The sequence below is a fragment of the Actinocorallia longicatena genome, from assembly GCF_039534125.1.
GTDB lineage: Bacteria > Actinomycetota > Actinomycetes > Streptosporangiales > Streptosporangiaceae > Actinocorallia > Actinocorallia longicatena.
Map to the genome: position 1 here is coordinate 225,581 of NZ_BAAAUV010000003.1, position 26,016 is coordinate 251,596.

Below are 26,016 nucleotides of genomic sequence, written 5' to 3' on the forward strand. Positions count from 1 at the left end.
CGGCCGCGTCGTTTTCAGGGGCGGCACACGGCGTCGATCAGGGACTTCCAGCCGTCGGACAGGGCCGTGGCGGCGGCGTCGTCCAGGGGTCCGGCGGTCGAGAGGTAGAGCAGGAACGGGCCTTCGAGGGCCGCGGTGAGCTGGAGCGCGAGGACCTCGAGGTCGGCGACCGGCGGGCGGGCCTGCGCCAGGAGCATGTGGATGTGCAGGCGGGTCAGGCTCGGGACGCCCGACGGGATGGGGTTGTTGCGGTCCACCGCGGCCCGGACGACGGCCAGGTGGTCGACGAGGAACGTCGCGCGGGCCTGGCCGTAGGCGATCAGGCGGTCGATCGGGGCGGCGCCGGGGCCCAGGGGCGGGGGGCCCGACATCGCGGCCTGCTGGAAGATCTTCTCCTCGGCGTCGAGGAGGGCGGCGAAGATGCCCGCGCGGGTGCCGAAGCGGCGGAAGACGGTGCCCTTGCCGAGGCCGGCGCGGTCGGCGAGGCCGTCCATGGTGACCTTCTCGGCGCCCAGCTCTTCGATCATCTCGCGGGCGACCTGGAGGAGGTGCTCGCGGTTGCGGGCCGCGTCGGCGCGTTCGGGGCGGGGGCGGCCGAAGGGCACGACGGGACGGTCCACGAGATCCAATCTACCGCGCGGAATTTAAGCGGGGTAAAGTCCGCTTATGATGTCGGCGGGGGTGACACGGCTCCCGCGCGGATCTTAGGGAGATCATCATGAGCTTGTTCCGGCTGGACGCCAGCATCCTTCCCGGGGCCTCGGCCAGCGCCGAGATCGCGGACGTCGTGGAGGCGGAGTGGCTCGCCGCCCGTCCGGGATCGACGGTCGTGCGCCGCCACCTCGGCACCGCCCCGCTGCCCGCTGAGGCCTGGGCCCTGGCCACGACGGCCGGTTTCGTCGGCGAAACCGAGCGGAGCGCCGAGCAGCTGGACGCGCTGAAGCTGGCCGCGTCCCTGGTCGCCGAGCTGGAGGCGGCCGAGGCGGTGCTCCTGGCGGTGCCGCTGTACAACTACGGCGTCTCGCAGCACTTCAAGACCTGGGTCGACCTGGTGATCGCCGGCGCGGGCCCGACCACGCCGGTGCTGAAGGGCAAGCCGACCGTCCTCGCGAACGTCCGCGGCGGCGGCTACGGCCCCGGCACCCCGCGCGAGGGCTGGGACCACTCCACTCCCTACCTGACCCGCGTCCTGTCCGACATGTGGGGCGCCGATCTGACGGTCGTCGACCGCGAGCTCACCCTCGCCGCCACCAACCCGGCGATGGAGCCCCTCCGCGACCTGGCCGCCCAGCACCACGCCACCGCACTGTCGTCCGCCCGCGAAGCGGGCCGCGCCCTGGCCGGATAGCCGTCCGGCTTCCAGCGCCCCGTGACGTCCAGGACTTTCGCGTTCTCCTGGGGACGGTCGCAGGCCTGCTCCGGGCCCGCAGGCGGGGGCCGGGTTCGGGCAGGCCAGTCGGTGGCCTGGGACGAGTTGCCTCGGGCCGATTCCGGATTCCGGCCCCACCCGGGAGAACCATCTCCTCTGGAGACTCGAACCAGGCGAACTGGTCATCAGGGCTGACCGTGAGCCGAAGGCGGGCGGCTCCGGCTCGCCCTTCTCGACCCACTATCTCCGCCTCGTCCCAGAGGCTCCGCGAGCCGCCCTGGCAGGCCTCTCTAATTCGCAACAGTCAGGGTTGCAGATCGGACAAAGGTCACGAGGGCTTGTACTCGTGGTGGGGGATCGCCATTGTCCTGGTACCGCGAGGTCGGTTCGGAAACGATGCGGACCCGCCAGAACTCCCAGCCCTTCGCCGCATCGGCGGTGATCTCGTCCGCGTGTGAACGAGCGGCGTCCATCGCCGGCTGGTGGTCTCCGGACTCCCAAGCGCGGAGGAGTTCGCCGTCGCTGGCGTAGTAGTCGCGAAGCTCGATCTTCCGAAGATCGGGTGAGTTGAGGACCAGGTCTCTCCGCTGCTCCGGGGAGATCAATTCCATAGGGCTCCTTCACGTACTTCCTGGCCCAGAGGTCGGCGGTTCGGCCTGAGATCTCGAGGCCGTCGATCTGAGAGCGCAGCAGCCGCATCGACCAATCGGAGAGCAGGACCACCAGGTCATCGGTCGGATTGTCAAGGCGACCAAGAGCTGGCCAGATCGGCCAGAGGCGCTCTTAGCTAGGCCTCGGGCTCCCAGTAGTGGGTGAGCATTTCGGTGGGCCAGGCGGGTTGGCGGGTCTCGCCTTGGGGGCCCATTTCAGCGAAGTAGGGGGCGAGGTCGTAGATGGGGGTGCCGTCGATGGCATCGAGGTGGGTGACGTGGAGGTCGAGGCCGTCGACTTTGAGGAGGCGGGGGAAGGACTGGGCCAGCTGGTTGGGGCGTCGGTGGTTGCGGTGGGCGAAGGTGCCGGTGGGGGGCCAGCGGGGGTCGTTGCGGGGGCTGCGGGCATGGAGGGCGACGTCGTCGGGGGAAGCCTGGTGGAAGTGCCAGACGACGACGAGGTGGGAGAAGTCTTCGAGGCCCTGGACGACCTCGAGGGGGTAGTCGGCGTTGAGGCGGATGATGGCGTGTTCGGTCCAGTGATCGTCGGTGGGGGTGGTGCGGCCGCCGACGACGGTGCCGATGGGCGTGATCTGGAGGACGGTCATCTGGCTGGTCCTTAGCGGGTGTGGGCGAGGTAGGCGGCGCCGCGGTTGTCGAGGTCGGTGAGCGCGGTGGTGCGACGGCGGTAGGGGGAGATGAGGGTGCGCATGTCGGTGATGGTCTGACGGGCGCGTGCGGAGTGGATGCCCGTCTCAAGGGTGTCTAGGGCGGTGGCCCAAGCGGTGCGGGCGGCCTCGAGGTTGCCTTGGGCGAGATGAGTGGCGCCCAGGTAGCCGAGGGTCACCGCGTGGGTGCGACGGAAGGTGGTGCCGCGTTTGTGGATGCTGCGCTGGAACTGGGAGATCGCTGCGGGGGCATCGCCGAGGACGGTCAGGGTGCGAGCGGTCTCGTGGGCGAGAGAAGCTTCGCCGAAGAAGAAGGTGCGGTCCGGTTCGGGCGTGCCGTCGGAGGCATTGGTGAGGTCGGTCTCGGCTCTGACCAGGGTGGTCGCGGCGGCTTGGCGTTGACCGTTGGTAGCGAGGGCACGGGCGTGGACGACCTGGATGAGGGCGCGTTCACGGGGCGTCGCGTTGATATAGCGGGGTCCGTTGACAGAGGCGGCCGAGTAGGCGAGGGCCTGACGCGGGGCGCCTAGATCGAGGGCCTGGTGGGCCATGGCGCGCAGGATGTGGGCGGACAGCGGGGGGTCGTCCGCGCGGGCGGCGAGCTTCAGAGCGAGAGCGAAGTAGCGCTGAGCGAGAGCGTGTTCGCCGTTGTCGAAGGCCATCCAACCGGCGAGGTAGGCGAGTTCGCCGGCCGCGGTGAACATGGCGCGCTGAACGGCGGCGGTGGCGAACGGGCCGCGGAGCAGATCGGCGACTTCGGTGTTGAGGTACTGGACGACGGCCTTGCGGCCGTGGCCTCCGCCGTGTTGCTGATCGACGCGGGAGAAGGCGGTGGTGAGGGTGCGGACAGTGGCGACATCGGCGTCGCCGACCCGGTGGCGGGTGCGGGTGTCGGCGGGGAGGGCGGCCACGGTCTGCCACCAGTGGGCGTCGGGGAGGGCCAGGGCGGTGGCGGAGTAGACGGCATTGGTGAGGATGTGTCTGCGGCCGAGGTCCAAGTCGGTTCCCCCCAGCTCGGCGAGCTCGGTCAGCGGGTCTGTGTCCCACCCGTGAGCGAGGTCCGCGGGGGCGGGGGCGGTGAACCCGAGTTCGTCTGGGGTGATCTTGCGCCTCAGGCGGCGGGACAGCGCCTGGCACAAGATTATGGGAGCGTCGCCGGAGGGCTTCGTCCCGCCCACCCACATGCTGATGTGCGATCGGCCGATGACCGATTGCCTGAGGGGGTCGTGCTCCTGGGCTACGCGGTTGAAGGCGTTCGCCGCCTGTGCCCTTGACCAGCCCGCCTCGCGCAAAAGCGCATCGAGCCGTTCGTTCCGTGTGCGCGCCATGGTGCACCTTTCCGGAGTCGGTCGACGTTGACCACTTTGAACGTTCCGGGTGCGGGGGACATCCGCTCTGCGGGCCAACCTAGCCGTCGTCGGCGACGTTTTCCGAGCATGTCGAGGCTATGGTCTCGGCGGTCGCCGGGACGAGATCTTTGATCGCTTTGACCACCCAGGGCGGGAGTGGACACTGTTCCGGGCGCCGGGCAGCGGGCTTGACTGAGCAGCGTGCGCTTCGACGATGTCGGCGTGCGCCTACCGGAGGCCGCGCGAATCGCGACGGCCCACACGTATCGGGAGAGGACACCCGCACATGAGCATCGGCACCATGGACAGCGCGGGCCTTCGCAACGCGATGGTCGAGCGGCTGGCCGCCGATCACCAGGGGAAAGGCCTGACACTCCGCCCGGAGGTCGAGGCGGCCATGCGAACCGTCCCTCGCGAGCTGTTCACCCCCGGCATCCCGGTGACGGAGGCGTATGAGAACACCGCCGTCATCACCAAGCAGCTTCCGAGTGGAGAGAACATCAGCTCGGTGTCCGCGCCGTTCCTGATCGCCGAGATGCTCGGCCAGGCCGCCGATGCCCTTGACGGGCTCGAAGGCCGCCACGTTCTGGAGATCGGATCCGGCGGTTACAACGCGGCGCTGCTGCGCGAACTCGTCGGCCCGTCAGGGTCCGTCCTCACCGTCGACATCGACCCAGACGTCACTGACCGGGCCGCGGTCTGTCTGGGCACCGCGGGCTACGACGACGTCATCGTCGTGTGCGCGGACGCCGAGTACCCGATCGAACCCCGCCGCTACGACCTGATCATCGTCACGGTCGGCGCATGGGACGTCCCGCCAGCGTGGCGCGACCAGCTCACCGACGACGGAGTCCTCGTCGTACCCCTGCGCGTGTTCGGCACCACCCGCTCCTGGGCGCTGCGCCGTTCCGGCGATCGCCTGATCAGCCACAGCCGCCGTCTGTGCGGCTTCGTGTCCATGCAAGGCGACGGGGCCAGTGCGATCCGTCATATCGATCTCGCCGACGGAGTCCACCTGCGGCTGGACGAGGGTGAGCAGGTCGACGAAGCCTCCCTGAGCGGCATCCTGGACCAGCCGCGCGCGGAGACTTGGGCCGGAGTCAGCCTCCCGCCCCGCACCGCGCTTCCCGACCTCGACACCTGGCTGGCGGTCAACCTGCGGGAGCAGTACGTGGTGCTGTCCGCCCAGGACGACGCCATCTCCGCCGGCCTCATCGCCCCCGCCTGGCAGTACGGAACTCCCGCCACCCTGGCGAACGGCACGTTCGCCTACCGGTCCGAACTCCGCTGGGCCGACAAGCGGTTCGACCTCGGTGCCTACGCCCACGGTCCCGATGCCGAGGCGGCTGCAAGGCGCATGGTCGAGCAGATGCACACCTGGGTCGAGGCGGGCTGCCCGGAACCGACCCTGGACGTCCTTCCCGCGGCCACCCCGGACGGCGACCTGCCGGCCGGGACCGTCCTGGACAAGCGGCACAGCCGTCTCGTCCTGTCCTTCGTCCTCCGATGAAAGGGAACCCATGCTGAAGCTCGAACTGAACCTCCGCCTGGTCGATGCCGGGCCTGCCACCAGCCCGCACGCCACCGACACCAGCGACAACTGCGGATCAGGCAACACGACCTCCGACGCCTGCTCGGGTAAAGGCCGCCGCTGACCCTCGTGCGGCCCGGCCCGTCGGGCCGGGCCGCACGTTCCGCGCCATCGGATCACGGAGCGAGACATGTTCCAGAGCGCGGACGCTGCGCTGATAAGAGCTGCCGCATACCCTCATGACCTGGATCTGCCCGCCTGGCCCGATCTCACCACCGATCGGCCCTCCCAGTGGACGGCCTGGCTCAGGACGGTCTGGGAAATTCCTGAGTTCTTCACTGCTGTCACAGAAGCCGCCCCTGATCTGGCCATCCGTGTCACCTCCGCTCTGAACGGCGAACCGATGGAGGCCCGCAGGCTCCGCCGCCTCGTGGAGGCCACGGCCCGCTACCTGCTGCGGTGGACCACTCGTCCGACGCCGTTCGGCCGCTTCGCCGGAATCGCCCCCATCGCTTTCGGACGGCACGCCTTCGTGCGTTGGGGAGAGAACCACCACGACGTGTCCCGTCCCGACGAGCGGCGCGTCGCTGAACACACGGCCGCATCCGAAGGGGACCTGGCGACGCTTCGCACCGTCCAGGTCGTGACGAACGCGTTGGGTTTCGCCCGCGGTGGAACGTGGGTGCTGCCCTGCGCGCGCAGGCAGGACGGCAGGATCTGGGACGTCGAGATCGATCTGACCGAGCCCTTGCGCGTCGCGGTCAACGTCGCACGGTCCCCGATCGGCTTCTCCTCCCTGGCCTCTGTGACGGCGCTGAAGACCTCGACAGGGGTCAAGGAGATCGAGGGACTGCTGGCCGCGCTGGTCCGTGAGGGAGTGCTGGTGTCGCGTCTGCGTCCGCCGATGATCGTCACCGGCCCGGCAGAGGAGCCGGCCCATCACACCGGACTCTCTGCATCCAGCGCTGATCAGATGGCGACCGACCGGAGGATCGACTGCGCGGTGACCCTTCCACCGGCCGTGGTCCACGAGGCGCAGGAAGCCGCCGCCGCGCTCACCGCCGTCGCACCGCACCTGCCCGGCTGGGACGTCTACCATCTGGCCTTCCTTGAACGGTGGGGGCCTGGCGCGGCCGTGCCACTACGCGAAGTTCTGGCCGTTCTGGGATTTCCGCACGGATACCGGGGCGCGCCCCGCTGCTCCCCTCCTCCGTTCACCGAGGCCGACGCCCTTCTCAGCTCTCTCGCTCAGCAGTCCGCCCTGGACGGCGGCACCGAGATCGTCCTGGACCAGGAGCTGATGGAGCGGCTGAAGGCTGGCGGCGACCGTTCGCCCGTTCCACACACGGAGCTGCGGTTCACCCTCGCCGCGGACTCCACGCAAGACCTGGAGCGGGGTGCGTTCACCTTGACAGTGGTCAGCGGGGCGCGGCATGCCGGTGTCGCAGCCGCACGCTTCCTGCACCTGCTCACCGAGCCCGAGCTGAAGCGCTTCCGCGGCGTCTACCGGAACCTGCCGCCCGCGATGCCCGGCGCACGGCTCGTCCAGTTGTCCGGACCTCCGCTGGACGTACGTCTGTCGACCCTGGCCAGGGTCCCGGAGCTCCTGCCGGTCTTGCCCGTCGGAGACTTCCACCCCGACCCGCCGCAGACGCTCGACGACCTCGCCGTCACAGGGGACAACCGGCGACTGTGGCTGTCCTCCGTCTGCACAGGCCTTCCCGTCGAACCTCTGCTGCTCAACTGCGTCCGGCTCCCGACCGCTCAGCAACCGCTCATCCGGTTCCTCACCGAGATCTGGACGGCATGGAACGCGCCCTGCATGCCGTTCGACTGGGGACATGCCCGCGGTCTGCCGTTTCTGCCCCGGGTCCGGCGCGGCCGTTCCATCCTGCACTCAGCCCGCTGGATCGTCCCCGCGACCGCTCTTCCCGCCCGCGCGGCCCCTTGGCCGGAGTGGCGCGACGCCTGGCATCGGCGTCGAGAGCGCCACTGGATCCCTCGAGAAGTGCTGATCGGCGACGACGACGTCCGCCTCCGCCTCGACTTGGAGGAGAACGCCCACCTCACCCTCCTGCGCAGCCACCTCGACCGGAACCCGGCCGCCGTCCTCACCGAGGCGCCCGGACCGGCCAGCTGGATCGGCGGTAGGCCCGCCGAAATCCTGCTCACCCTTACCAGCGGTCCTCCACCGCGGCCGACCACCCGCAGAGCCCGTCCGGTCACTACCGTTCAGCACCTACCCGGGCCGTCTCCCTGGCTGGAAGCCCGTTTCTACGGTCCCACGGATCACATCCTCGCCCACCTGGCCGAAGCCCCCGAGCTACCCGACGGCTGGTGGTTCTTGCGCTACCCCCATCCCGCTCCCCACCTGAGAGTCCGTGTCCCCCTCACCGGCACCACGTTCGCCGACGCCGCCCTCGGCCTCGCCCACCGGGCCCAGCAGCTCCAGGGCGACGGCGTCCTAGCCGACTACACCCTGAACACCTACCGCCCCGAGACGCGCTACGGAACCGGAGTGACGCTCGCCGCGGCCGAAGCGGTATTCGCCGAGGACTCCCGCGCCGTCCTGCGTCGGCTGCCCGGAGACCGGCAGGCCACGACCAGTGCCGGGATGATCGCCATCGCGCACGGCTTCACCGGCGACGGCCGCCGCTGGCTTTCCGACCACGCGCCCCACCACACCGGCGCCCGCCTGGATCCCGCCCAGCTCGCAGCCGCTCGCAGCCCGCACACCGGCAGTCGTCTGGCCGAGACGCTGGCGGTCTACCGCACCCGGGCCGACCGGGACGGCCTCGACGCCGACCGGATCCTCGCCGATCTGCTTCACCTGCATCACGCACGCATGATCGGCGTCGACCTCCCCTCTGAGCGCCATTGTCTCCGGCTGGCGCGCGCTATCGCCCGCGCAGAACTCGCCAGGCGATGACCGTGATCGGGCAGTCCCTCGCCGAAGGCGCAGCGGGTATCGCCCTGCTCCATCTCGAGACCGGCGATGAGTACGCCGTCCTCGCCCAGTTGGAGCAGGCCGCTGAGGGCGGTGTCACCGTCGCCGACAACGCCAGCCTCTACTTCGGCGCTCCCGCGCTCGCTTTCGTCCTGGCCGCCACCGACAAGCCGCACCTCGCCCGTGCGAGAGCGCTGGCTGCCGAAGGAACCGGGATCGTCACCCGTCGGAAGCTGGAGGCCGCTCATCGCCGCATTGACCAGCGCAGACGGCCGCACTACGCGGAGTTCGACCTGATCCGCGGCCTCACCGGCCTCGGTGTCGCCCTGCGCCGTCTCGGCGACGTCGATCTGCTCCGCGCCGTCCTCGCCTATCTGGTCCGGCTCACCGAACCCATCGGACCGCTCCCCGGCTGGTGGTGCCCCAGCGGCCCACGCCGTGACCGGCCCGGCCCTCCAGGCGGTCACAGCAACCATGGAATCGCCCACGGCATCACCGGCCCGCTCGCGCTCCTGGCCCTTGCCCGACTCGACGGCCTCCACGTAGATGACCACCTCGGCGCCATGATGCGCATCCTCCGCTGGCTGGACACCTGGCAGCGGCGCACCTTCGACGGCTCTGCCTGGTGGCCGCCGACCCTCGACCGTGCCGACCTCGACCTCGGCACGCACACAGACCCCGGTCCCGGCCGCCCCTCCTGGTGCTACGGCACCCCCGGCATCAGCCGCACTCTCCAGCTCGCTGCCCGAGCCCTCGGGGACCCCACTCGTCAGAACCAGGCCGAGGCCGCGTTCATCCGCTGCATCGACGATCCTGCCCGAACCCGTCTCCTCACCGATCAGAGCCTCTGCCACGGCACCGCCGGCCTCATGGCGACGGGCCGCCGGATCGCCGCCGACGCCTTGGTCCCGGTATCGGTCGAACCGCTCCTCGAGCTCCACCGCACGACCACCAGGCCAAGCCAGGCCGGACTTCTCAACGGCCGAGCGGGAGCCGATCTGGCTCTTGTCGGGACGGCCACCTCGTGGGATGCCTGCCTCCTCCTCTGCTGAAGGGTCGCCGTGGAACCCCCCACCTGGAAGCAGGTCAATATCGCCTACCCCAGCATCGCCCGGGAGCGGTGCGCCATCGCCCACCTCTCCCACGTCATGCCCGCCGCTGAAGCCGACGGCCTCATCACCAGCTGGTTCTTCGTCCGCAAAGGCTCCTGGCGAGTCCGATACCTCCCCGCCGGGCCTTCCGACCTCCTTCGCCCGATCCTGACCGACGGAGTCACCTGGACGAGCGACATCTACGAGCCCGAGACCCACGCCTTCGGCGGACCCGGCGCCATGAACGCCGCCCACGCCCTCTTCCATGGAGACAGCCACAGCCTCCTCCCCTATCTCGAAGGCTCCCCGAACGACAGGCCCGAGCGGTCCCTGATCCTGTGCACCGCCCTCATGCGCGCTGCCGGACTCGAACCCAACGAACAAGGCGACGTCTGGGCCAAGACCGCCGAACTACATCCCGACAAGTCTCCCCCTGCCCCAGAGGAATGGGTTCGCTACACCAGCGGCGTTCGGCACCTGATCCTCGGCGAACCCCGCGCCAACCTCGTCGGGCGTGACTGGCTCTCCGCCTTCGTCAAGGCAGGCAGCGCCCTCCGCAAGATCCGCGAGGCCGGCGACCTCACCCGCGGCATCCGCGCGGTCGTCGCGCTTCATGTGATCTTCCACTGGAACCGGCTCGGTCTTCCACCGGCCGAACAGGCGACGCTGGCCAAGGCGGCGAAGGAAGCCATTCTCGGAGACGCCTTCGACGAATGCACCACCTGCTCCTAACTCCGAGTATCGGAGAATTCCAGCACCGTCACAGTCGGCGACCGTTTGACCACATTGACCATCCCGGCGCGGCTGACGCCTTTCTGGCCGACGCGTTGACACGGTTCGCTGGTTCCATGCGTCCGAGTAACCGATTCAAAGGATCAGGCAGATCTCTCGCCGCTGTTCCGGTGGTCCCATGACCGAGAACCAGGATGCGGAGCAGCGCGAGTTCGTCCTCGGAGCACTTGCCCGCGAGGTCCTGCGGCATCAGGACGTCACCGTCACGAGGCACACGGCATCGGGCCTGTGGCTCCGGGCGACCTTCCAGCGGACGAGCGTCCTCGTCTCCGCCGAGAGCAACGGTCGGGGTGGCTGGACCTACCGCTGGGGCAGCCACAGTCTCCGCCGCGCCCCGGCCGACCAGCCGGGAGAAGCCGCGGCCAGGATCGTCGAACTCCTGGTCAGCAGAGCCCGGCGCACTCGCAACGGAGCGGACCCGTCTCCGGATGGCGAGAGGAGGTAACGCCTTGTACTGGATTTGACGACCGGCACGGAGTCACTACGCGGCAGAGCACGGCGCGCCCACCCGGCCGCGCTGCAACGGACGATGACCACAGAGGAGTCAACACATGCCCAGCTCAATGGTGTTGCTGGAAGAGGAACCGTCGACGAGCCCGCCCACCAGGATGGTGTGGCAGGCGACGCTGCCGGGAGACGCCCGTCAGGTGGGCGCCGCCCGACGGATCGTCGAGGCCCTGTTCGCCGGGACGGGCAGAGAAGACGACGCCGGACTCATCGCCTCGGAGCTGGTGACGAACGCGCTCCGGCACAGCCGCTCGGGCCTCGCTGACGGCTGGTTCGACATCCAGGTGCTGGTGCCCGACCTGGGAGAGGCGCTCATCGTGGTCACCGACCTGGGCTGTGAGGGGCGCCCGAGCTTCGACGCCCGCGAATCGGACGGTGAGCCGGCCGAAGGAGGAATGGGCCTGCGGATCGTCCGGGATCTCGCGGAACGCTTCGAGTACCACGGCACCCCCGGCCATGGCCATCGGATCGGCGTCTACCTCGGCCTTCGAACAAGGGCGGCGGAGTGATCACGGTCGGCCAGCCCCAGTCGGACCTGTCCCGCACCCGCAGGCCAAGGGGCGGATCGTGAACCACACCACGCAGACCGAAACGAAGATCCCCACCCGCCTCGATCCGTCGACACCGGTGGGCTACGAATCTTTGTTCCTCTCCCTGACCAGCGAAGCCGCAGAAGCCGCCACCCGGACGACCGTTCAGATCATGGAGGGCCTGGTCCGCGGCGCCCTCGAAGCCGAGCATCTCACCTCCTACTTCCAGCACCTGGAAACGGCAAGACTCTGGCAGCTCGCCGCCGACCTGCACTTCGACGAATCGCTGCCCTACCACGAGGCCCTCATGGAGACATACGTCATCGCCAAGACCGAGCAGGCCGCGCGAAAGCGACACAGCCAGAGCGCGGTCGGTAACGCGATCGCCGAGGCGACGACCAAGGGTCAACGCGTCTTCATGCAGCAGTCCCGAGCGCTGCGCACAGTGTCGTCACGGTAACCAGGCCACGCGAGCCGCGACGCAGTCGTCGGCTTCTTCCTCACCTGACCTGGCGTGCGGGTTCCTGGTGGGGTTCGAGTTCGACGTCGCCTTTCCCCGATGAGTCTTTGTTGTTCAGGTGGTTCTGGGCGTTCAACTTGGTGTTTCGGCTCGTTGAACTGGCGGGTCTGGGCATAGCGTCGGGGGGTGGACGAGGACGTTCTTGGGCTGCGGGTGGCGAGGGCCGTGACTCGTGATGAGGCTGCCGGTGAGGTCGCGGTCTGGTGGTCTTTCCGCTGCCGGGCGGGCTTCGGAGGCTTAGAGGGCGGCGGGAGGGATCTGCGGGTTTCGATTCCGTCGCGGGGGCATGACCTGTTCGCCGGGATTCTGCCGGAGAGGGCTTTGAGCTGTGCTTCGGCGGATGTTGGTGTGTGGCATGGGGATGAGCCTGAGCGGGTGGCGCCGGACCGGACGAAGCTCACCGACTGCTCATTTCGGCCGCTTGCCGCTCGCGATCCTGAACTCGTCTGCGGGATCAACCGTGCCTCACTTGTGCCCACGGTCGGCGTCTGGCGCGTCGGGCTGGGGGTTTCCGAATCCGTGAAGGAGAACTCATGTCCGTCACCTATGTCATCGTCGGAGGCGGTCTCGCCGCCGCCAAGGGCGCCGAGGCACTGCGTGCCGAGGGATTCGGCGGGCGCGTCGTGCTCGTCGGGCGGGAGACGCATCTGCCCTATGAGCGGCCGCCGCTGTCGAAGGGCTATCTCCAGGGCAAGAGCGAACGCGAAAAGATCTTCACCCATGACCGGGCCTGGTACGACGAGCACGATGTCGAGCTCCGGCTGGGCACCGAGGTCACCGCGCTCGACACCGCCGCCCATACCGTCACCCTCGGGGACGGGGAGACCCTCGCCTACGACAAGCTGCTGCTCGCCACCGGAGCCGTTCCGCGCGAGCTGGACGTTCCGGGGGCCGAGCACGTCCACTACCTGCGGACGGTCGACGACAGTGAGGCGCTCCGCAAGGTCTTCGGGGCGTCCTCCCGGGTGGCGATCGTCGGGGCCGGGTGGATCGGGCTGGAGACGGCCGCCGCCGCTCGGGCCGCGGGTGCCGAGGTGACCGTGGTGGAGACCGCACAGGCCCCGCTGCTGGGCGTTCTCGGTCCGGAGATCGCCGCGGTCTTCACCGATGTGCATCGCGCCAACGGTGTCGAGTTCCGCTTCGGGGCCCAGGTCACCGAGGTCACCGAGTCCGGGCTGACGCTCTCGGACGGCGTCCAGGTCGAGGCCGACGCGGTCGTCGCCGGGATCGGGGCCGTCCCCGAGGTCGGACTGGCCAGGGCCGCGGGCCTCGCCGTCGCGAACGGGGTGAAGGTCGGGCCCGATCTGCGCACCTCCGACCCCGACGTGTTCGCGGCCGGCGACATCGCGGACGCCGACCATCCGTTCTACGGGCGGAGCATCCGCGTCGAGCACTGGGCGAACGCCCTCAACCAGCCCGGTGTCGCCGCCCGCGCCATGCTCGGCAAGGACGTGGCCTACGACAACCTGCCCTACTTCTACACCGACCAGTTCGACCTGGGCATGGAGTACGTCGGCCACATCGCCCCGGACGCCTCCCCCGAGGTCGTGGTCCGCGGCGATCTCGCCACCCGCGAGTTCATCGCCTTCTGGCTGGTCGACGGCAAGGTCACCGCGGCCATGAACGTCAACATCTGGGACGTCACCGACGCGACCAAGGCCCTGATCCGCTCCGGCCGCGTCGTCGACAAGGCCAGGCTCGCGGACCCGGCCGTCCCCCTCGACCAGATCTAGGGGCTGTTTCAAAGTCAACTGCCCTACTGCGCGGCGCCCAGGCACGCACCTCGCGAGGTTGTCGTCGGTCGCCGACCCAACCAGGTCGACTCCCTCCTCCGCCCCCGCGAGGCACGCACCTGGACGCCGCTCGCCACGGGCGCCGACTTTGAAACAGCCCCTAGGCGAGCAGGCCTTCGAGGAGGGCCCGGGTGTAGGCGGCGAGGGTGAAGCCGTCGTTGATCTCGCCCGTGCGGATCATCTCGGCGAAGTCTGCCGAGGTGACGGTGCGGACGCTCTCGATGCCCTCCTGCTCGTCGGCCACCCGGTATTCGGCGACGTCGGCGTGGTAGAGGAAGACCGGGGTCGCCATCTGGCCGGAGTCGGGGTGGATGTAGCCGAGTGAGGTGAGGGTGGCGGCCTCGGCGCCGATCTCCTCCAGGAGTTCGCGGCGGGCGTCGGCGTCGGGGCGCTCGCCCGGGGTGCCGTAGCCGCGCGGGAGCTCCCAGTGCCAGTCGCGGGTCGCGTGCCGGAAGTGCCTGAGCAGGACGACGCCGTCGGGGTGGACGGGCAGGATCACGACACCGGGGGCGTTACCGGGGTTGATGCGGCGGAAGTAGGTGAAACGTCGGCCGTCGGGGGTGCGGACGGGGTCGCGCAGGGTCAGGGAGTACGGGTCCTCGTAGACGACGCCGAGATGGCCCCATTCGGGCGGGTGGCCTGCCTTCTCCAGGCGTTCCGCCGTCTCCTGCTCGACCTCGGCGAACTCCCGGGGGTCGGTGATGATCTCCAGGGGGGCGCCGGACGGGTTGGCGAACAGGTCCGGAAGGGTCGCGCGGACCTCTTCGTAGCGCGACCTTCTGTCGGGGGTGACCATCAGCGAGCTCCTCTGCGGATCGGACGGGCGCCGAACCATCGGATGATCTCACTGTGGCGGGGTCCAGCCGAGGGGGTCGTCGAGGCTGCGAAGGAACAAGCCCATGGGGAGGCAGGAGGTGAGGCGCATCGCGGTGTCGCGGAGGGTGGTCGCCCACGGGGAGGTCAGGGAGACGGCCCGGGCCACCGAGGCGCTGCGGGAGGCGATCTTCGTGGTGCGGGGGAGGCGGGTGGCGGTGTAGGTCGCGGGGTCGGGGATGTGGGCCAGGACCAGGGCGTCCTCGATGGCCTGGCAGGCACCCTGGCCGAGGTTGGGGGTCATGGGGTGGGCGGCGTCGCCCAGGAGGACCGTGCGGCCCCGGTGGACGGTGGGGAGCGGGGGCGTGAGGTGGTGGACGTCGTTGCGGATCACGTGGGCGGGATCGAGCAGGCTCAGCAGGTGCGGGATGGGGGTGTGCCAGTGGGCGAAGCGGCGGAGGAGCTCGGCGCGGTCGTCGGGGTAGATCGTTCCCAGGGGGACGGTGGCCGTCGCGTACAGGTACACGGTGTCGTCGGCCATGGGCATGACGCCGAAGGCCGAGCCCTCGCCCCAGGTCTCCGTGGCCTCGAAGCGGCCCGGGGCGGAGACCAGGGCTCGCCAGGCCGTGAAGCCCGCGTAGACCGGCTCCGGGTGGGAGGGGAAGAGCGCGGCGCGGGCGGGTGAGCCGATGCCGTCGGCGGCGACGACCAGGTCGGCCTCGAGCGTCTCGCCCGACGCCTCGACGAGGCCGCGGTCGGCGTCCATGAGGCGGGCCTCGGTGCCCAGGTGGAGGACGCCGGGCGGGAGGGCGTTCACGAGGAGGTCCTGGAGGGCGGCGCGCTTCAGCAGGACCACCGAGTCGCCGTAGCGGGCCGAGATCCGCTCCTCCGGGATGTGACTGAGGTAGCGGCCGCGCGCGGTGCGCAGGGCCGCCATCCCCTGGACGCGGGAGAGCTCGCGGACCCGGTCGCCGAGGTCCAGGACGTCCAGGGCCTTCAGGGCGTTCGCCGCGATCGCCAGGCCCGAGCCGACCGGGCGCAGCTCGGGAGCCCGCTCGTACACCGTGACCGTCCACCCCCGGCGGCCCAGGGCGATGCCCGCCGTGAGACCGCCGATCCCCGCTCCGATGATCACTGCCGTGGGCATGACGCCCTCCTCACTACGCCTGTAGTCGAGACTACGGACGTAGTGGCCACTACGCAAGTAGTCTTCCGGGATGACGCGCTCCCAGGTCGTCGCCGACGCCGCCATCACCCTGCTCGACGAGCGAGGACTGCGCGGCCTCACCCACCGGGCCGTCGACGAGGCGGCGGGGCTCCCGCCGGGCGCGACCTCGAACGTGGCGCGGAGCAGGGCAGCGCTCCTGGAACTGACGCTCAGCCGGCTGACCGAGCGCGAGACCGAGGTCTTCGCCGCCGCCCTGGAGGACGCCGGAGGGCTCGGCGCGGGAGCCACCGACGACCTCGCCCGGGTGCTGGCCCGGCTGCTCGCGCTCCAGCTCGCCGACGAGACCCGGACGGCCGCCCGCTACGAGCTGGCGCTGGAGGCCCGGCGCCGGCCCGAGCTGCGGGAGATCTACGACCGGGCGGGGCGGGGGTTCCGCGACCCCGCGGTCGCGCTCCTGGCCGCGGCCGGATCACAGGACCCACGACGGCACGCGCGGCAACTGGTCGCGTTCTCCGAGGGGCTGATGTTCGACGCGATCGCGGGCGCGGGCGGAGCCCTCTCCGAGGACGGGCTGCGGCTGGCGCTCACCGACCTGCTCAGCGGGATGCTAGACCACCGAAGGTGAGAAAACCGTAGAAACAGGCACAGGCGACGGCTTCCGATGGGGGATCGGTGATAATTCTGTGGTCGCGTTTCCACCGAAAGACGGAGTTCCCGTGAGCCTGCCCGATGACCTGCGTGAGCTGCCGGTGTGGACGCCCAGCCCGGCCGAGCTCGCCGATCTTGAATTGCTGCTCTCGGGGGCCTTCGCGCCGCTGACCGGGTTCCTCGGGGCCATGGACACCGCCGCCGTCATGGCCGGGGGGCGCCTCATGGACGGGACTCCGTGGCCGTCTCCGGTCGTGCTGACCGTCGCGGAGGAGGCCGGGACCGCCTCCCGGATCGTGCTCCAGGACCCCGAGGGCGTCCCGCTGGCCGTCCTCGACGTCACGGAGGTGTGGCGGAGCCCCGGCCTCGGCGACGGCCTGGTGCGGCTGGGCGGGTCGCTGACCGCCCTCCGCGCGCCCGCCCACGGATCGTTCCAGCGGCTGCGTCGCGGCCCCGAGGCGATCACCGTGGACGGCCCGCTGCTGGCCGTCGCCACCCGGGAACCGCTGCACCGCAGGGAGCTCGGGCAGCTCCGGCAGGTGGCCGGGAAGATCGGCGCCCCGGTGCTGGTGCTGGCCCTGCTGTCCGGCGCTCATGACGAGGAGCTCGTGCGGGCCCTGCTGTCCGTCCAGAAGGATCTTCCCGAGGGCTCGTCCATCGTGACGGTGCCGCTCGCCCCCCGGCAGGAGCGGGAGGCGCTGCTGGCCGCGCACGTCGCGGCGGCATACGGGGCCACCCATCTGCTCGCGGAGGCCCCGCTGGAGGGGGCGCCGCTGGAAGTGATCGTTCCCGAGCCGTGGGCCTACGACATGGACGTCGAGGTGTGGCGTCCCGTGGCGAAGATCGAGGAGAGCCATGTGCGGGTGTCGCTGACCCGCGACGATCTCAACACCCTCCTCGACCGGGGCGAGCCCGTCCCGGAGTGGTTCACTCCCCCGGCCGTCGCCGCCGAGCTGCTCAGGGCGCGCCCGCCGCGGCACGCCCGCGGGCTCACCGTCTTCTTCACCGGGCTGTCCGGCTCCGGGAAGTCGACCGTGGCCCGCGCCCTCGCCGACGCGCTCGTGGAGCACGGCGGCCGGACGGTCTCCCTGCTCGACGGCGACGTGGTCCGGCAGATGCTCTCCTCCGGGCTGACCTTCTCCAAGGCCGACCGCGACCTCAACATCCGCCGGATCGGGTACGTCGCGGCCGAGATCGCCCGGCACGGCGGCCTGGCGATCTGCGCGCCGATCGCCCCCTTCGCCTCGACCAGGGCCGAGGTGCGGCGGATGGTCGAGGAGAAGGGCGACTTCGTCCTGATCCACGTGGCCACGCCGCTGGAGGAGTGCGAGCGCCGCGACCGCAAGGGCCTGTACGCCAAGGCCAGGGCGGGGCTGATCCCCGAGTTCACCGGGATCTCCTCCCCCTACGAGGTCCCCGACGACGCCGACCTGGTGCTCGACACGACCGATCTGCCGCTCGACAAGGCCGTCGCGACGGTCCTCGACCTCCTGACGAGCCGTCTGTACCTTTCCTGATAATTCCATACTAGATAGGTAGGTTTAGGAGATCCGGTGTAGGGTCCCTCTAGTTTCCTACTTTTCGTATGGGATATACCGATGCACTTTGATGTGACGATGGCGATCGGGTCGTTCCTCGTGGCGATCGTGGTCGGCCTGACCGGCATGGGCGGCGGCGCGCTGATGACGCCGATGCTCGTGACGTTCTTCGGCGTCCCCCCGCTCGCGGCGGTCTCCAGCGACCTCGTGGCGGCGGTCTTCATGAAGCCGGTCGGCAGCTTCGTCCATCTCCGCAGGGGAACCGTGAACCTGCGGCTCGTCGCCTGGCTGTGCGTCGGCTCGGTGCCCGCGGCCTTCAGCGGGGTGCTGCTGTTCAAGGCGTTCGGCGGCGGTGAGGGGGCCCAGGACTTCATCCAGAAGGCCCTCGGCGTCGCCCTGCTGATCGCGGCGGCGGGCCTGGTGTTCCGGATGCTGTCCAAGAACAAGAGCGGCGACGGCGAGCGGCCCGACGTCAAGATCCGGCCGATCCCGACCGTGATCGTCGGGGTGCTCGGCGGCGTGGTCGTCGGCATCACCTCGGTGGGCTCGGGCTCGCTGATCATCGTGGCGCTGCTGGCGCTCTACCCGACGCTCCAGGCCAACCAGCTCGTCGGCACCGACCTGCTCCAGGCCGTCCCGCTGGTCGCGGCGGCCGCACTCGGCCACATCCTGTTCGGCGACTTCCAGCTCGCGATCACCGCGTCGGTGCTGGTCGGCTCGATCCCGGGCGTCTACCTGGGGTCGCGGATCTCCTCCGTGGCGCCGGGCGCGCTGATCAGACGGGCGCTGGTCGTGGTGCTGGTCGCCTCGGCGCTCAAGATGTTCGGGGTGCCGGCCGCGATCCTGGCCTGGGTGCTGCTCGCCCTCGTCGTCGTGTCGGCCGGGACCTGGGCGCTGATGCGCGGCCGGTTCCGGACGCCGCCGCCGGAGCCCGCCGCCGCGGAGCCTGCGCTGGCCGAGGACCGCTCCTCCGGCTGAGAAGGATCACTGACCGGAGATGGCGCGTTCACGAAAAGCCCAAGAATCAAGGGCCTTTCAGGCGTGGTCTCATCTTCCGGGGTGACAATGAGAGGGACGGCAGTTCCGCACCGACCCTAGTTGACGATCAATATGGACAACCAGCAAGTGCCCCCGCCCCGTACGTTCGTCGCCGACGGGCTCAACCGCGCCCAGCGCAACGGCCGGGCCTGCGCCTCCTGTGGAAAGCGCTGGCCGCGGCCCGCTGAGCCGATCGGCCGTCTGGTGACCGGACAGCCCCTGTTCGTCTGCGACGAGTGCGTCGTGGCCGTCGAAGCCCTGATCACGAACGACGCGCAGCCGGTCTCCCTCCGTTCCCCTCTTCGCTGAGAGAACTCTCCGAGAGGAGTCCGTCACCGGTAGGATTGGCCCGATTTCGGGCCGATCGAAGGTGGCAATGGACCCTCTCGCTACAGCCGGCCCGACCCTGCGCCTGCTCCTCGACCAGCTCTGGCCCGCGGAGTCCGGCGCCGTCGTGATCGCCGGCGGAGGGGCCGTCCCCGGCGGGCACCGGGTGGTGGAGGAGTACGCGGTCGTGCCGCGGCTGCGGTCCGCCCAGTTCCTGGTCCCCCTCGCCTCCCGCCGGGCCGCCGCCGCCTCGCTGCTGCGCTACAACGCCCTGCGCGCCCCGAAGACCCGGGCCGTCCGTGCCGTGCTCGGCCAGGGGTTCCGGCTGGGCCTCGGGGGCCTCTTCGACCGGATCGCGGTCTGCGTGCCCTCCGGCGGCTCCGCGACGCTCGTCGAGCATCTGGCCGGGGCGCTCGGACGCGGCCCGCTCTGCTTCGGCGTGGGCGTGCGGCCGCTCGATCCCAACTCCAAGCCGACGCTCCAGCTCTTCACCCTCGACGGCGTCCCGGTCGGCTACGCCAAGATCGGCTGGAACGACGCCACCCGGGCCCTGGTCGCCAACGAGGCCGAGAGCATCGGCGCCCTGCCCGCTCTGCCGTCCGCGCACGTCCCCGGGGTGCTGTACCACGGGGCGTGGAACGGGCGGCTGATCACCGTCACGGCGCCGCTGCCACCGGCGGTGCGGGGACACCGCGCCCTCGACGTCCCCCCGCCGCGGGAGCTCACCGACACCTTCTCCGGGCCGCCCGTGCGGTCCGCGCTGGCCGCCTCCGACTTCTGGAAGCGCCTGCGCGCCGAGACCTCCGACCCGCCCGGCGGCCAGCCCGGTGACGACGGCGACCGTACCGTGGTCGAAGCGCTCCGGGCGGCCCTGGACCGGATCGAGGCCGCCCACGGCCACCGGGAGATCGGCTTCGGCCGCTGGCACGGCGACTGGGTGCCGTGGAACCTCGGCGTCCACCGCGGCACCGTCCAGATCTGGGACTGGGAGCACAGCTCCGCCCAGGCGCCGCTCGGCCTCGACCTCCTGCACTGGCGGTTCCAGGTCGCCCTCGTCAGCCGGGGCCTGCCCCTCGCCGACGCCGTGACGGCCGTCCGCCGGTCCTCGGCCGAGGATTCCCTGCTCGGCGACCTGTACCTGCTGGAGATGTTCGTCCGCACCTGGCGGCTGCGGCGCGGCGGCGGGGGCTGGAACCCCGCGATCCACCCCGCGCAGCTCGCCGTCCTGGCCGAGATCGGAGTCGAGGCGTGAAGATCCTTCTGGTGTGCTCCCCCGGCGGGCACCTCACCCAGCTCCACCGGCTGCGCCCCTGGTGGGAAGGGCATCAGCGCACCTGGGTGACCTTCCAGCAGCTCGACGCCGAGTCGCTGCTGAAGGGCGAGGACGTCCGCTGGGCCCACCATCCGACGACCCGCAACATCCCCAACCTGCTGCGCAACCTCGGCCTCGCCGCCCGGATGCTCCTCAGGGACCGTCCCGACGTGATCGTCAGCACCGGTGCCGGGGTGGCCCTGCCGTTCTTCGTGCTCGGCAGGCTGCTGGGCTGCCGCACCGTCTACGTCGAGGTCTACGACCGGGTCGACTCCGCGACGCTGACCGGACGGCTGTGCGGGCCGTTCACCGATCTGTTCCTGCTCCAGTGGCAGGAACAGCAGACCCTCTACCCCCGGGGAGTCGTGTTGGGGCCGCTGCTGTGAACCCTCTGGTCTTCGTGACGGTCGGCACCGACCACCACCCGTTCCACCGGATGATCGACTGGATGGAGCCGTGGGCCGCCGCCCATCCGGACGTCCGGTGCGTCGTCCAGCACGGCACGTCGCGGGCCCCGGCCTTCGGCGAGTGCCATCCGCTGATCTCCCACGACCGGGTCGCGGAGCTGATGAGCACCGCCGCCGCCGTCGTCTGCCACGGCGGCCCCGGCACCGTCGCCGCCGCCCGTGAGGCCGGACGGCTGCCGATCGTGGTCCCGCGCCGCTCAGGGCTCGGCGAGCATGTCGACGATCACCAGGTGCGGTTCACGACCCTGATGGCCGAGCGCGGGCTCATCCTCCGGCCGGACACCGCCGAGGATCTCCACGCCCGCCTCGACACCGCCCTCGCCACCCCGGGGGCTCACACCGTCACCGCGGAGGGGGTGCGCACCGACGAGGTCGCGGAGCGGTTCGGCCTCCTCGTCGAGGAGCTCATGGCCCGGCCGCGGCGGCGCGGATGGCGGCGCCCGGCCGGATGAGCCCGACGCTCAGGGCCTGACCGTCTCCACGTAGAGGGTCTCGTCCCAGCGCTTGGGGGTGTCGGGCGCGGCCACCGGCAGGTCCGTCTCGCCCGGCTCTCGGCGGTGGATCTCACCGGTGAAGCCCGTGGCGTTCAGCAGCCACTTGAGCATCTCCTCGTCGTACATCGTGCAGTGGTCGTACCAGTAGAAGAGCTCCTGGACCGCGAGCATGAGCTGCGGACGGTCCGGGCGGGTGGTGGCGATGAAGTCCTTGCCGTCCTCGGTGTAGGACCGCAGCATCCGGCCGGCGTCCGGGACGCCCACCCGCATGATCCCGCCGGGCTTCAGCACCCGGTGGCAGTCGCGCAGGACGTTCACGACGCCGTGCAGCGGGATGTGCTCCAGCAGATGCTCGGAGAACAGGGCCGCGGCGCTGGCGTCGGGGAAGGGCAGCGACCTCTTCAGGTTCCACGGCACCTCGACGGGATCGCCCGCGAGGTCGATGTTGATCCAGCCGTCCTTGTGCTCGCCTCCGCTGCCGATGTGCAGGAGGAGGTCCTTGCCCGCGGCGGCGTGCTCGGCCGTGATCCGCTTCGCCTTCGCGGCGGCCGCGGGACGCGCCACGTCGGTGACCACGAAACGCGCCCGGCCCCGGAAGCCCTGCGGGACCAGGTGCTTGGCGTACCGCCGCAGGGCCCCGTCGGACGCCTTGGTCTTGGTGTGGGCGTCGCGCCGGTCCTCGATGAACTGCAGATAGTTGGCCAGCTGCTCTGCCGGAGACTCACCGGGGGCCGGGCGGTTAACCATTGCATTCCTCCATGCGCGGCTTTCCGCCGCGGCGATCAGGGGTTGAGATAGCGGTCCAGGCCCGCGTTCTTGAACGATTGGAGCATGCCGGGTCCGGAATCGATGTTCAGGCCGCACCTCATTCCGAGGTTCGACACATCCGAATCCCAGCGGATCAGACCCTTGATCTTCGTGTACTTGGTCGCGAGGTCCTTCGGAATGGTGGAGTGCCAGGCGTTGGACCGTCCCGGATTCGACGGGTCCCAGGCCGTTCCGAATTCGGGCAGGATCAACGGCTTGTCACGGCCGATCCCCTGCGAGAACCAGCGGTAGGAACGGTCGATCGACTGGCTGAAGGTCTCCCATCCGGCGTTGTGGCAGCGGTGGAAGTTGTAGGGGTCCCAGCCGACCCAGTCGACATAGGCGTCGCCCGGATAGAGCCTGTTGATCTTGTTGGGCATGTCACCGTAGATGCCGCCCGAGGTGGTGAAGACCCAGACCACGTTGGTGACCCCGGCCCGGCGGAACACGTCGTGGACGTGCCGGGCGGCGGCCACGTACTCGGCCTCGGTGCCGCGGCTGTCGAGGTTCAGTTCCATCTCGTGGTCGAAGGAGACGAACGCCTGGCGGCCGAAGGCCTTCATCCGCTCCGCCGCCGGACGCACGATCTTGGCGTCGTGGGCGCCGGAGGCGATCTCGGCCCAGCGGACGGGCTTGCCGGTCCGGTAGACCCGGGTGTCCCAGGAGAAGAAGAGGTGCCGTCCCGCGCTCATGCGCTGGGCGGAGGCGTCGGGAAAGCGGCCGGCGGGCCCGTCCGTCCAGTCGAAGTACCGCATGACGATGTTGAACTTGCGGCCGACCTTGCCCTCCAGACCGGTGATGCTGGAGTCCTGCCAGGCGTTGCGGACGTAGACGCCCCACCAGGCACCGCACGTCGGGACGAGCTTCGGCCCCGTGGCGCAGTCGCCCGAACCGGGCGGGGGCCGGGTGGCGCCGGGCCCGCCGGGGACCGTGGGACCGGCCGTCGTGGTCGGCCCGGCCGTGGGCCGGGGCCTGCGCTTGTGCGAGGCGGACGGGCTCGGGGAGCCGCCGCCCGCGGACGCCGTCGGGCGGGTGGTGCCGCCGCCGTCCTGGTCGGCGGTCAGCGAGGTGACGGGGCCGCCGCCGCATCCCGCTGCCAGAGACAGCAGGAGGACGGCGGCCAGGCCGGGACGCGGGGCCACCGGCCCCCCGGAGGACCCGGAGAACGGACGGGGGGCACGGCGACCACGGATCATGGCCTTCTCCTCGGTCAGGGAGCCACTAGCACGGGAGTCGAGGCCGATCGGTTGCCTGCCGCATCCATGGAACGGACGACATAGCGGTGAGAAGCCCCATCAAGCGTGTCAGTGTAGGACCATCCAGCGACATTTGTCGCTATGACCCGTCCGTCCTTTAGCAACTCATACTTCACACTTGTGTCGTTGAGTGTTCCCGTCCATTGGATCTTGATGGTGGTGGCGTCCTGTGTTCCGACACGGAGCTGCGTCGGAACGGCCGGAGCCGTGTGATCGATGCCGCAGAACCGGCCGAAACCGCCCAGCCATTGGTAGGCGCCGGCCGCCGCGTCCCACGAACCGCGATTGACGTCGCCGCCGAACCAGAGGCACTTGTTCGAGTCCGCGATCATTTCCCAGGGCCCGACACCGATTCGGGTATCGAAACTCGGATTAAAGTTCGGGAGGAATTGCCCCGTCGTGGCGTCCCATGCGCCGATGCCCCAGACCTGGTTGACGGTCGAGAATCCGCCCGTGGCCGGGTCGGGGTAGCTGTAGGCGTCGCTGTACATGAAGTTCCAGCAGTGGCATCCGCCGTACATGACGCCGTCGATGTCGACACCGGCCTGCATGTCGCCGCCCGCGCGGCTGATGCTCCCGGTGATCCGGGTGAAGGTGTCCGCCGAGTAGACCTGGAAGTCGTGCTCGGAGCCGCCCAGCCAGACGCGGTCCCCGACCTCCCGGATGATCTGCCGGTACTGCTTGTCCACGTTGGACGTGCTCGGCAGCCAGCTCTGGTCGTTCAGCCCGGCGACCTGCGCGGGCGGGGTGGAGGTGGTGATGACGGCCAGCTTGCGCGCCGGGGCCCCGGCGAACTGGGTGAAGTAACCGCCGTAGTAGACCCGGGTCGGAGTGGCGTCCAGCTCGATGACGCTGCCGTTGAACTGGGGCTTCCAGGCGCCGTCCGGGGCGCCCGTGGCCACCGAGACCCGCGCGGTGCGGCTCAGGGTGATCTGGTTGCCGATCGGGTCGCCTCCCGAGATCCGGGTGAAGTTCCCGCCGACGTAGAGCCAGTTGCCCTCGAGGTCGATCGCGCGGACCAGGGCCGGGCTGCCGTCGCTCAGGGTGACCGGCGCGTGCCAGGTCGGGACGGGCGCGCCGGTGACGGGGTCGACCGCGGCCAGTCCGGTGGTGCCGGCCTCGCCGTTGACGCTGGTGAACTCGCCACCGATGACGATCTTGTCTCCGGCCGCCTGGACGTCCCAGACCTGCCCGTTGAGCACCGGCCGGAAGCTGGGGATCCAGTCACCGGTGGTGACGTCGAACGCCGCGAGGTAGGGCTGCTCGACCTTCTCCCCCGCGCCCGGCGTGGCGCCCTTCTGGACGTACTGGAACTTGCCGCCGACGTACAGGACGTTGCCGAGCACCGCCAGGCCCTGGACCTCGATGTTCTGCTCGCCGCTGCCGCCGCCGGCGATGCCGGTGACGCCCCAGGTGACCGGGGTGGTCTGGCCGGACACCAGCGGGGTGTTCTCCGCGGCCGGGAGCCCGGCGTCGGGGACGGTGCCGTAGTCGGACGTCGTGGTCTTCGGCCGGATCCACACCTGGGTGAACCCGATCGGCGACCCCTCCGAGGCGTTGGTCCACAGGTAGTTGGTCGCGGCGTTGCTGCCGCCGGTGACCCGGGTGCCGTGGCCGAAGCCCTTGCGGTAGTTCTTGTTGCTCGCCTCGGTGGTGATGACGCGCTGCGCCGGAAGCGCGACGCTGTCCTTGCTGATGCTCGCCGTGGTCAGGCCCGCGTCGGTGTAGACGTTGGCGCCGAAGGAGGCGGAGGCGAGCTGCTGGCCGCCGTCGAAGGTCCAGGACCATCCGCTCGGCTTGAGGAGCTTCCAGCGCAGTTCCTGGAACGCCGTGCCCGCGGCGTTCGTGGCGCGCTTGAGGCGCACGCCGTCGGGGAGGTCCTTGACGGGGGTGCCGTTGAGGAGCCCGTTGACGGTGTCGCCCGGCAGCGCGGCGGGGGTGAACGCGCCGGTGCCGGACGGGGTGTTGCGGACCTGGGCGGCGGTGCCCTGGCCCGGATAGCCGAAGTTCCATCCCTCGCGGCCGCGGCCGACCAGGACCCAGCCGCCGCCGTCGGTGGTCATGTCGCAGTAGAACTGCTGAGCGGTGACCAGCTTCGGGGTCTGCAGCCAGTAGACGCCGTCGGTCGCGGCGGGAAGGGACTGCTTGATCGCCCAGCAGGAGGGCGCGGCGGTCAGCGCCGTCGTCCCGTCTCCCGGGACCGCGGCGGTCGCCGCGGTGCCTGTAGTGATCGCGCTGGCGAATCCCAGGGCCAAGACGGCGGCTCCAACCGCCGCAAGCCTGGATCGCCTGCGTTTTGAACGTGACATCAGTGTTTCCCCCATCGAGAGGACTAGCCCGTGGGCCCCCCGAGCACGGAAAAGTTCCGTAATGTAAAAAAATGTTAAGGAAATACTGATTA

26 protein-coding genes are annotated in these 26,016 nt (G+C 70.3%); 17 read left to right on the forward strand and 9 right to left on the reverse strand.

The window, feature by feature from the left end:
* Positions 1-14: 14 nt before the first annotated feature.
* On the reverse strand, positions 15-620 hold the full coding sequence (locus ABD785_RS06685) for a TetR/AcrR family transcriptional regulator (protein ID WP_344823324.1): 606 nt from the start codon (positions 618-620) through the stop codon (positions 15-17).
* A gap of 98 nt (positions 621-718) precedes the next feature.
* On the opposite strand from ABD785_RS06685, the gene ABD785_RS06690 reads away from it, so the two are divergent.
* On the forward strand, positions 719-1,348 hold the full coding sequence (locus ABD785_RS06690) for an FMN-dependent NADH-azoreductase (RefSeq protein WP_344823326.1): 630 nt from the start codon (positions 719-721) through the stop codon (positions 1,346-1,348).
* A gap of 311 nt (positions 1,349-1,659) precedes the next feature.
* On the opposite strand, the gene ABD785_RS06695 is transcribed toward ABD785_RS06690, so the two are convergent.
* From ABD785_RS06695 to ABD785_RS06705, 3 genes are all read right to left on the reverse strand, one after another.
* Entirely contained in the window at positions 1,660-1,980 is a 321-nt protein-coding gene (locus ABD785_RS06695; RefSeq protein WP_344823329.1) for a DUF6879 family protein, read from the reverse strand.
* 176 nt (positions 1,981-2,156) lie between these two features.
* Positions 2,157-2,627, reverse strand: a complete 471-nt coding sequence (locus tag ABD785_RS06700; protein WP_344823331.1) for an SAM-dependent methyltransferase — start codon at positions 2,625-2,627, stop codon at positions 2,157-2,159.
* Positions 2,628-2,638: 11 nt separating this feature from the next.
* Positions 2,639-4,015: an NsdA family TPR-like regulatory protein gene (locus ABD785_RS06705; protein ID WP_486303542.1), complete on the reverse strand. Its 1,377-nt coding sequence runs from the start codon at positions 4,013-4,015 to the stop codon at positions 2,639-2,641.
* 307 nt (positions 4,016-4,322) lie between these two features.
* On the opposite strand from ABD785_RS06705, the gene fxlM reads away from it, so the two are divergent.
* The 9 genes from fxlM to ABD785_RS06750 all read left to right on the forward strand — a co-directional run bounded on the left by fxlM (position 4,323) and on the right by ABD785_RS06750 (position 13,687).
* Positions 4,323-5,546, forward strand: coding sequence for a methyltransferase, FxLD system (fxlM, locus tag ABD785_RS06710; protein WP_344823336.1), 1,224 nt, complete (start codon positions 4,323-4,325; stop codon positions 5,544-5,546).
* A 10-nt stretch (positions 5,547-5,556) separates the two neighbouring features.
* Positions 5,557-5,691, forward strand: coding sequence for an FxLD family lanthipeptide (gene fxlA, locus ABD785_RS06715; RefSeq protein WP_344823338.1), 135 nt, complete (start codon positions 5,557-5,559; stop codon positions 5,689-5,691).
* Positions 5,692-5,757: 66 nt separating this feature from the next.
* Positions 5,758-8,496, forward strand: coding sequence for a lantibiotic dehydratase (locus ABD785_RS06720; RefSeq protein WP_344823341.1), 2,739 nt, complete (start codon positions 5,758-5,760; stop codon positions 8,494-8,496).
* Positions 8,497-8,498: 2 nt separating this feature from the next.
* The gene (locus ABD785_RS06725; RefSeq protein WP_425547741.1) at positions 8,499-9,566 is read left to right on the forward strand and encodes a lanthionine synthetase C family protein; all 1,068 of its coding nucleotides are present in this window, start codon (positions 8,499-8,501) and stop codon (positions 9,564-9,566) included.
* Between the two features lie 9 nt (positions 9,567-9,575).
* A complete protein-coding gene (locus ABD785_RS06730) occupies positions 9,576-10,337 on the forward strand; it encodes a thiopeptide-type bacteriocin biosynthesis protein (protein WP_344823346.1) in 762 nt (253 codons plus the stop codon).
* A 178-nt stretch (positions 10,338-10,515) separates the two neighbouring features.
* Positions 10,516-10,842: a hypothetical protein gene (locus ABD785_RS06735; protein WP_344823348.1), complete on the forward strand. Its 327-nt coding sequence runs from the start codon at positions 10,516-10,518 to the stop codon at positions 10,840-10,842.
* Positions 10,843-10,948: 106 nt separating this feature from the next.
* Complete coding sequence (locus ABD785_RS06740) at positions 10,949-11,413, forward strand: ATP-binding protein (RefSeq protein ID WP_344823351.1); 465 nt, start codon at positions 10,949-10,951, stop codon at positions 11,411-11,413.
* Between the two features lie 58 nt (positions 11,414-11,471).
* Positions 11,472-11,894 carry a hypothetical protein gene (locus tag ABD785_RS06745; protein WP_344823353.1) on the forward strand — a complete coding sequence of 141 codons (423 nt, stop codon included), beginning with the start codon at positions 11,472-11,474 and terminating at the stop codon, positions 11,892-11,894.
* A 593-nt stretch (positions 11,895-12,487) separates the two neighbouring features.
* Positions 12,488-13,687 (forward strand): NAD(P)/FAD-dependent oxidoreductase, encoded by a 1,200-nt coding sequence (locus ABD785_RS06750; RefSeq protein WP_344823356.1) that lies wholly within the window; start codon positions 12,488-12,490, stop codon positions 13,685-13,687.
* Between the two features lie 160 nt (positions 13,688-13,847).
* On the opposite strand, the gene ABD785_RS06755 is transcribed toward ABD785_RS06750, so the two are convergent.
* Both ABD785_RS06755 and ABD785_RS06760 read right to left on the reverse strand, forming a co-directional pair.
* A complete protein-coding gene (locus tag ABD785_RS06755) occupies positions 13,848-14,543 on the reverse strand; it encodes an NUDIX hydrolase (protein ID WP_344823359.1) in 696 nt (231 codons plus the stop codon).
* A 48-nt stretch (positions 14,544-14,591) separates the two neighbouring features.
* The gene (locus tag ABD785_RS06760; protein ID WP_344823362.1) at positions 14,592-15,707 is read right to left on the reverse strand and encodes an FAD-dependent monooxygenase; all 1,116 of its coding nucleotides are present in this window, start codon (positions 15,705-15,707) and stop codon (positions 14,592-14,594) included.
* 70 nt (positions 15,708-15,777) lie between these two features.
* Here ABD785_RS06760 and ABD785_RS06765 point away from each other — a divergent pair, with 70 nt between their 5' ends.
* The 7 genes from ABD785_RS06765 (at position 15,778) to ABD785_RS06795 (ending at position 21,510) form a co-directional block, all read left to right on the forward strand.
* On the forward strand, positions 15,778-16,353 hold the full coding sequence (locus ABD785_RS06765; RefSeq protein ID WP_344823365.1) for a TetR/AcrR family transcriptional regulator: 576 nt from the start codon (positions 15,778-15,780) through the stop codon (positions 16,351-16,353).
* A gap of 91 nt (positions 16,354-16,444) precedes the next feature.
* Positions 16,445-17,893, forward strand: a complete 1,449-nt coding sequence (cysC, locus tag ABD785_RS06770; protein ID WP_344823367.1) for an adenylyl-sulfate kinase — start codon at positions 16,445-16,447, stop codon at positions 17,891-17,893.
* Positions 17,894-17,974: 81 nt separating this feature from the next.
* Positions 17,975-18,892 carry a sulfite exporter TauE/SafE family protein gene (locus tag ABD785_RS06775; RefSeq protein WP_344823369.1) on the forward strand — a complete coding sequence of 306 codons (918 nt, stop codon included), beginning with the start codon at positions 17,975-17,977 and terminating at the stop codon, positions 18,890-18,892.
* Between the two features lie 147 nt (positions 18,893-19,039).
* Positions 19,040-19,261: a hypothetical protein gene (locus tag ABD785_RS06780; RefSeq protein ID WP_344823371.1), complete on the forward strand. Its 222-nt coding sequence runs from the start codon at positions 19,040-19,042 to the stop codon at positions 19,259-19,261.
* A 67-nt stretch (positions 19,262-19,328) separates the two neighbouring features.
* Positions 19,329-20,531 carry a hypothetical protein gene (locus ABD785_RS06785; protein ID WP_344823373.1) on the forward strand — a complete coding sequence of 401 codons (1,203 nt, stop codon included), beginning with the start codon at positions 19,329-19,331 and terminating at the stop codon, positions 20,529-20,531.
* Positions 20,528-20,977, forward strand: a complete 450-nt coding sequence (gene pssD, locus ABD785_RS06790) for a PssD/Cps14F family polysaccharide biosynthesis glycosyltransferase (protein ID WP_344823376.1) — start codon at positions 20,528-20,530, stop codon at positions 20,975-20,977. The genes ABD785_RS06785 and pssD overlap by 4 nt, the downstream gene beginning before the upstream one ends.
* The gene (locus ABD785_RS06795; RefSeq protein ID WP_344823379.1) at positions 20,974-21,510 is read left to right on the forward strand and encodes a glycosyltransferase; all 537 of its coding nucleotides are present in this window, start codon (positions 20,974-20,976) and stop codon (positions 21,508-21,510) included. The genes pssD and ABD785_RS06795 overlap by 4 nt, the downstream gene beginning before the upstream one ends.
* A gap of 9 nt (positions 21,511-21,519) precedes the next feature.
* Here the strand turns inward: ABD785_RS06795 and ABD785_RS06800 are convergent, their stop codons facing one another.
* Genes ABD785_RS06800 through ABD785_RS06810 form a run of 3 tightly spaced genes read right to left on the reverse strand, consistent with a single transcriptional unit; the run spans position 21,520 to position 25,870 of the window.
* Positions 21,520-22,299: a class I SAM-dependent methyltransferase gene (locus tag ABD785_RS06800; RefSeq protein WP_344823382.1), complete on the reverse strand. Its 780-nt coding sequence runs from the start codon at positions 22,297-22,299 to the stop codon at positions 21,520-21,522.
* Between the two features lie 35 nt (positions 22,300-22,334).
* Complete coding sequence (locus tag ABD785_RS06805; protein ID WP_344823385.1) at positions 22,335-23,555, reverse strand: glycoside hydrolase family 26 protein; 1,221 nt, start codon at positions 23,553-23,555, stop codon at positions 22,335-22,337.
* Between the two features lie 14 nt (positions 23,556-23,569).
* The gene (locus ABD785_RS06810) at positions 23,570-25,870 is read right to left on the reverse strand and encodes a fibrinogen-like YCDxxxxGGGW domain-containing protein (protein WP_344823388.1); all 2,301 of its coding nucleotides are present in this window, start codon (positions 25,868-25,870) and stop codon (positions 23,570-23,572) included.
* Positions 25,871-26,016: the final 146 nt, after the last annotated feature.

Excerpts from the sequence above, each read along its gene's own strand:
- ABD785_RS06720 (WP_344823341.1), top strand. The coding sequence starts at position 5,758 with ATGTTCCAGAGCGCGGACGCTGCGCTGATAAGAGCTGCCGCATACCCT.
- ABD785_RS06765 (WP_344823365.1), top strand. The coding sequence starts at position 15,778 with ATGACGCGCTCCCAGGTCGTCGCCGACGCCGCCATCACCCTGCTCGAC.
- ABD785_RS06800 (WP_344823382.1), bottom strand. The coding sequence starts at position 22,299 with ATGGTTAACCGCCCGGCCCCCGGTGAGTCTCCGGCAGAGCAGCTGGCC.
- ABD785_RS06705 (WP_486303542.1), bottom strand. The coding sequence starts at position 4,015 with ATGGCGCGCACACGGAACGAACGGCTCGATGCGCTTTTGCGCGAGGCG.
- ABD785_RS06785 (WP_344823373.1), top strand. The coding sequence starts at position 19,329 with ATGGACCCTCTCGCTACAGCCGGCCCGACCCTGCGCCTGCTCCTCGAC.
- ABD785_RS06775 (WP_344823369.1), top strand. The coding sequence starts at position 17,975 with ATGCACTTTGATGTGACGATGGCGATCGGGTCGTTCCTCGTGGCGATC.
- ABD785_RS06750 (WP_344823356.1), top strand. The coding sequence starts at position 12,488 with ATGTCCGTCACCTATGTCATCGTCGGAGGCGGTCTCGCCGCCGCCAAG.
- ABD785_RS06740 (WP_344823351.1), top strand. The coding sequence starts at position 10,949 with ATGCCCAGCTCAATGGTGTTGCTGGAAGAGGAACCGTCGACGAGCCCG.
- ABD785_RS06700 (WP_344823331.1), bottom strand. The coding sequence starts at position 2,627 with ATGACCGTCCTCCAGATCACGCCCATCGGCACCGTCGTCGGCGGCCGC.
- fxlM (WP_344823336.1), top strand. The coding sequence starts at position 4,323 with ATGAGCATCGGCACCATGGACAGCGCGGGCCTTCGCAACGCGATGGTC.
- ABD785_RS06735 (WP_344823348.1), top strand. The coding sequence starts at position 10,516 with ATGACCGAGAACCAGGATGCGGAGCAGCGCGAGTTCGTCCTCGGAGCA.
- ABD785_RS06690 (WP_344823326.1), top strand. The coding sequence starts at position 719 with ATGAGCTTGTTCCGGCTGGACGCCAGCATCCTTCCCGGGGCCTCGGCC.
- ABD785_RS06755 (WP_344823359.1), bottom strand. The coding sequence starts at position 14,543 with ATGGTCACCCCCGACAGAAGGTCGCGCTACGAAGAGGTCCGCGCGACC.
- ABD785_RS06805 (WP_344823385.1), bottom strand. The coding sequence starts at position 23,555 with ATGATCCGTGGTCGCCGTGCCCCCCGTCCGTTCTCCGGGTCCTCCGGG.
- ABD785_RS06760 (WP_344823362.1), bottom strand. The coding sequence starts at position 15,707 with ATGCCCACGGCAGTGATCATCGGAGCGGGGATCGGCGGTCTCACGGCG.
- fxlA (WP_344823338.1), top strand. The coding sequence starts at position 5,557 with ATGCTGAAGCTCGAACTGAACCTCCGCCTGGTCGATGCCGGGCCTGCC.
- ABD785_RS06695 (WP_344823329.1), bottom strand. The coding sequence starts at position 1,980 with ATGGAATTGATCTCCCCGGAGCAGCGGAGAGACCTGGTCCTCAACTCA.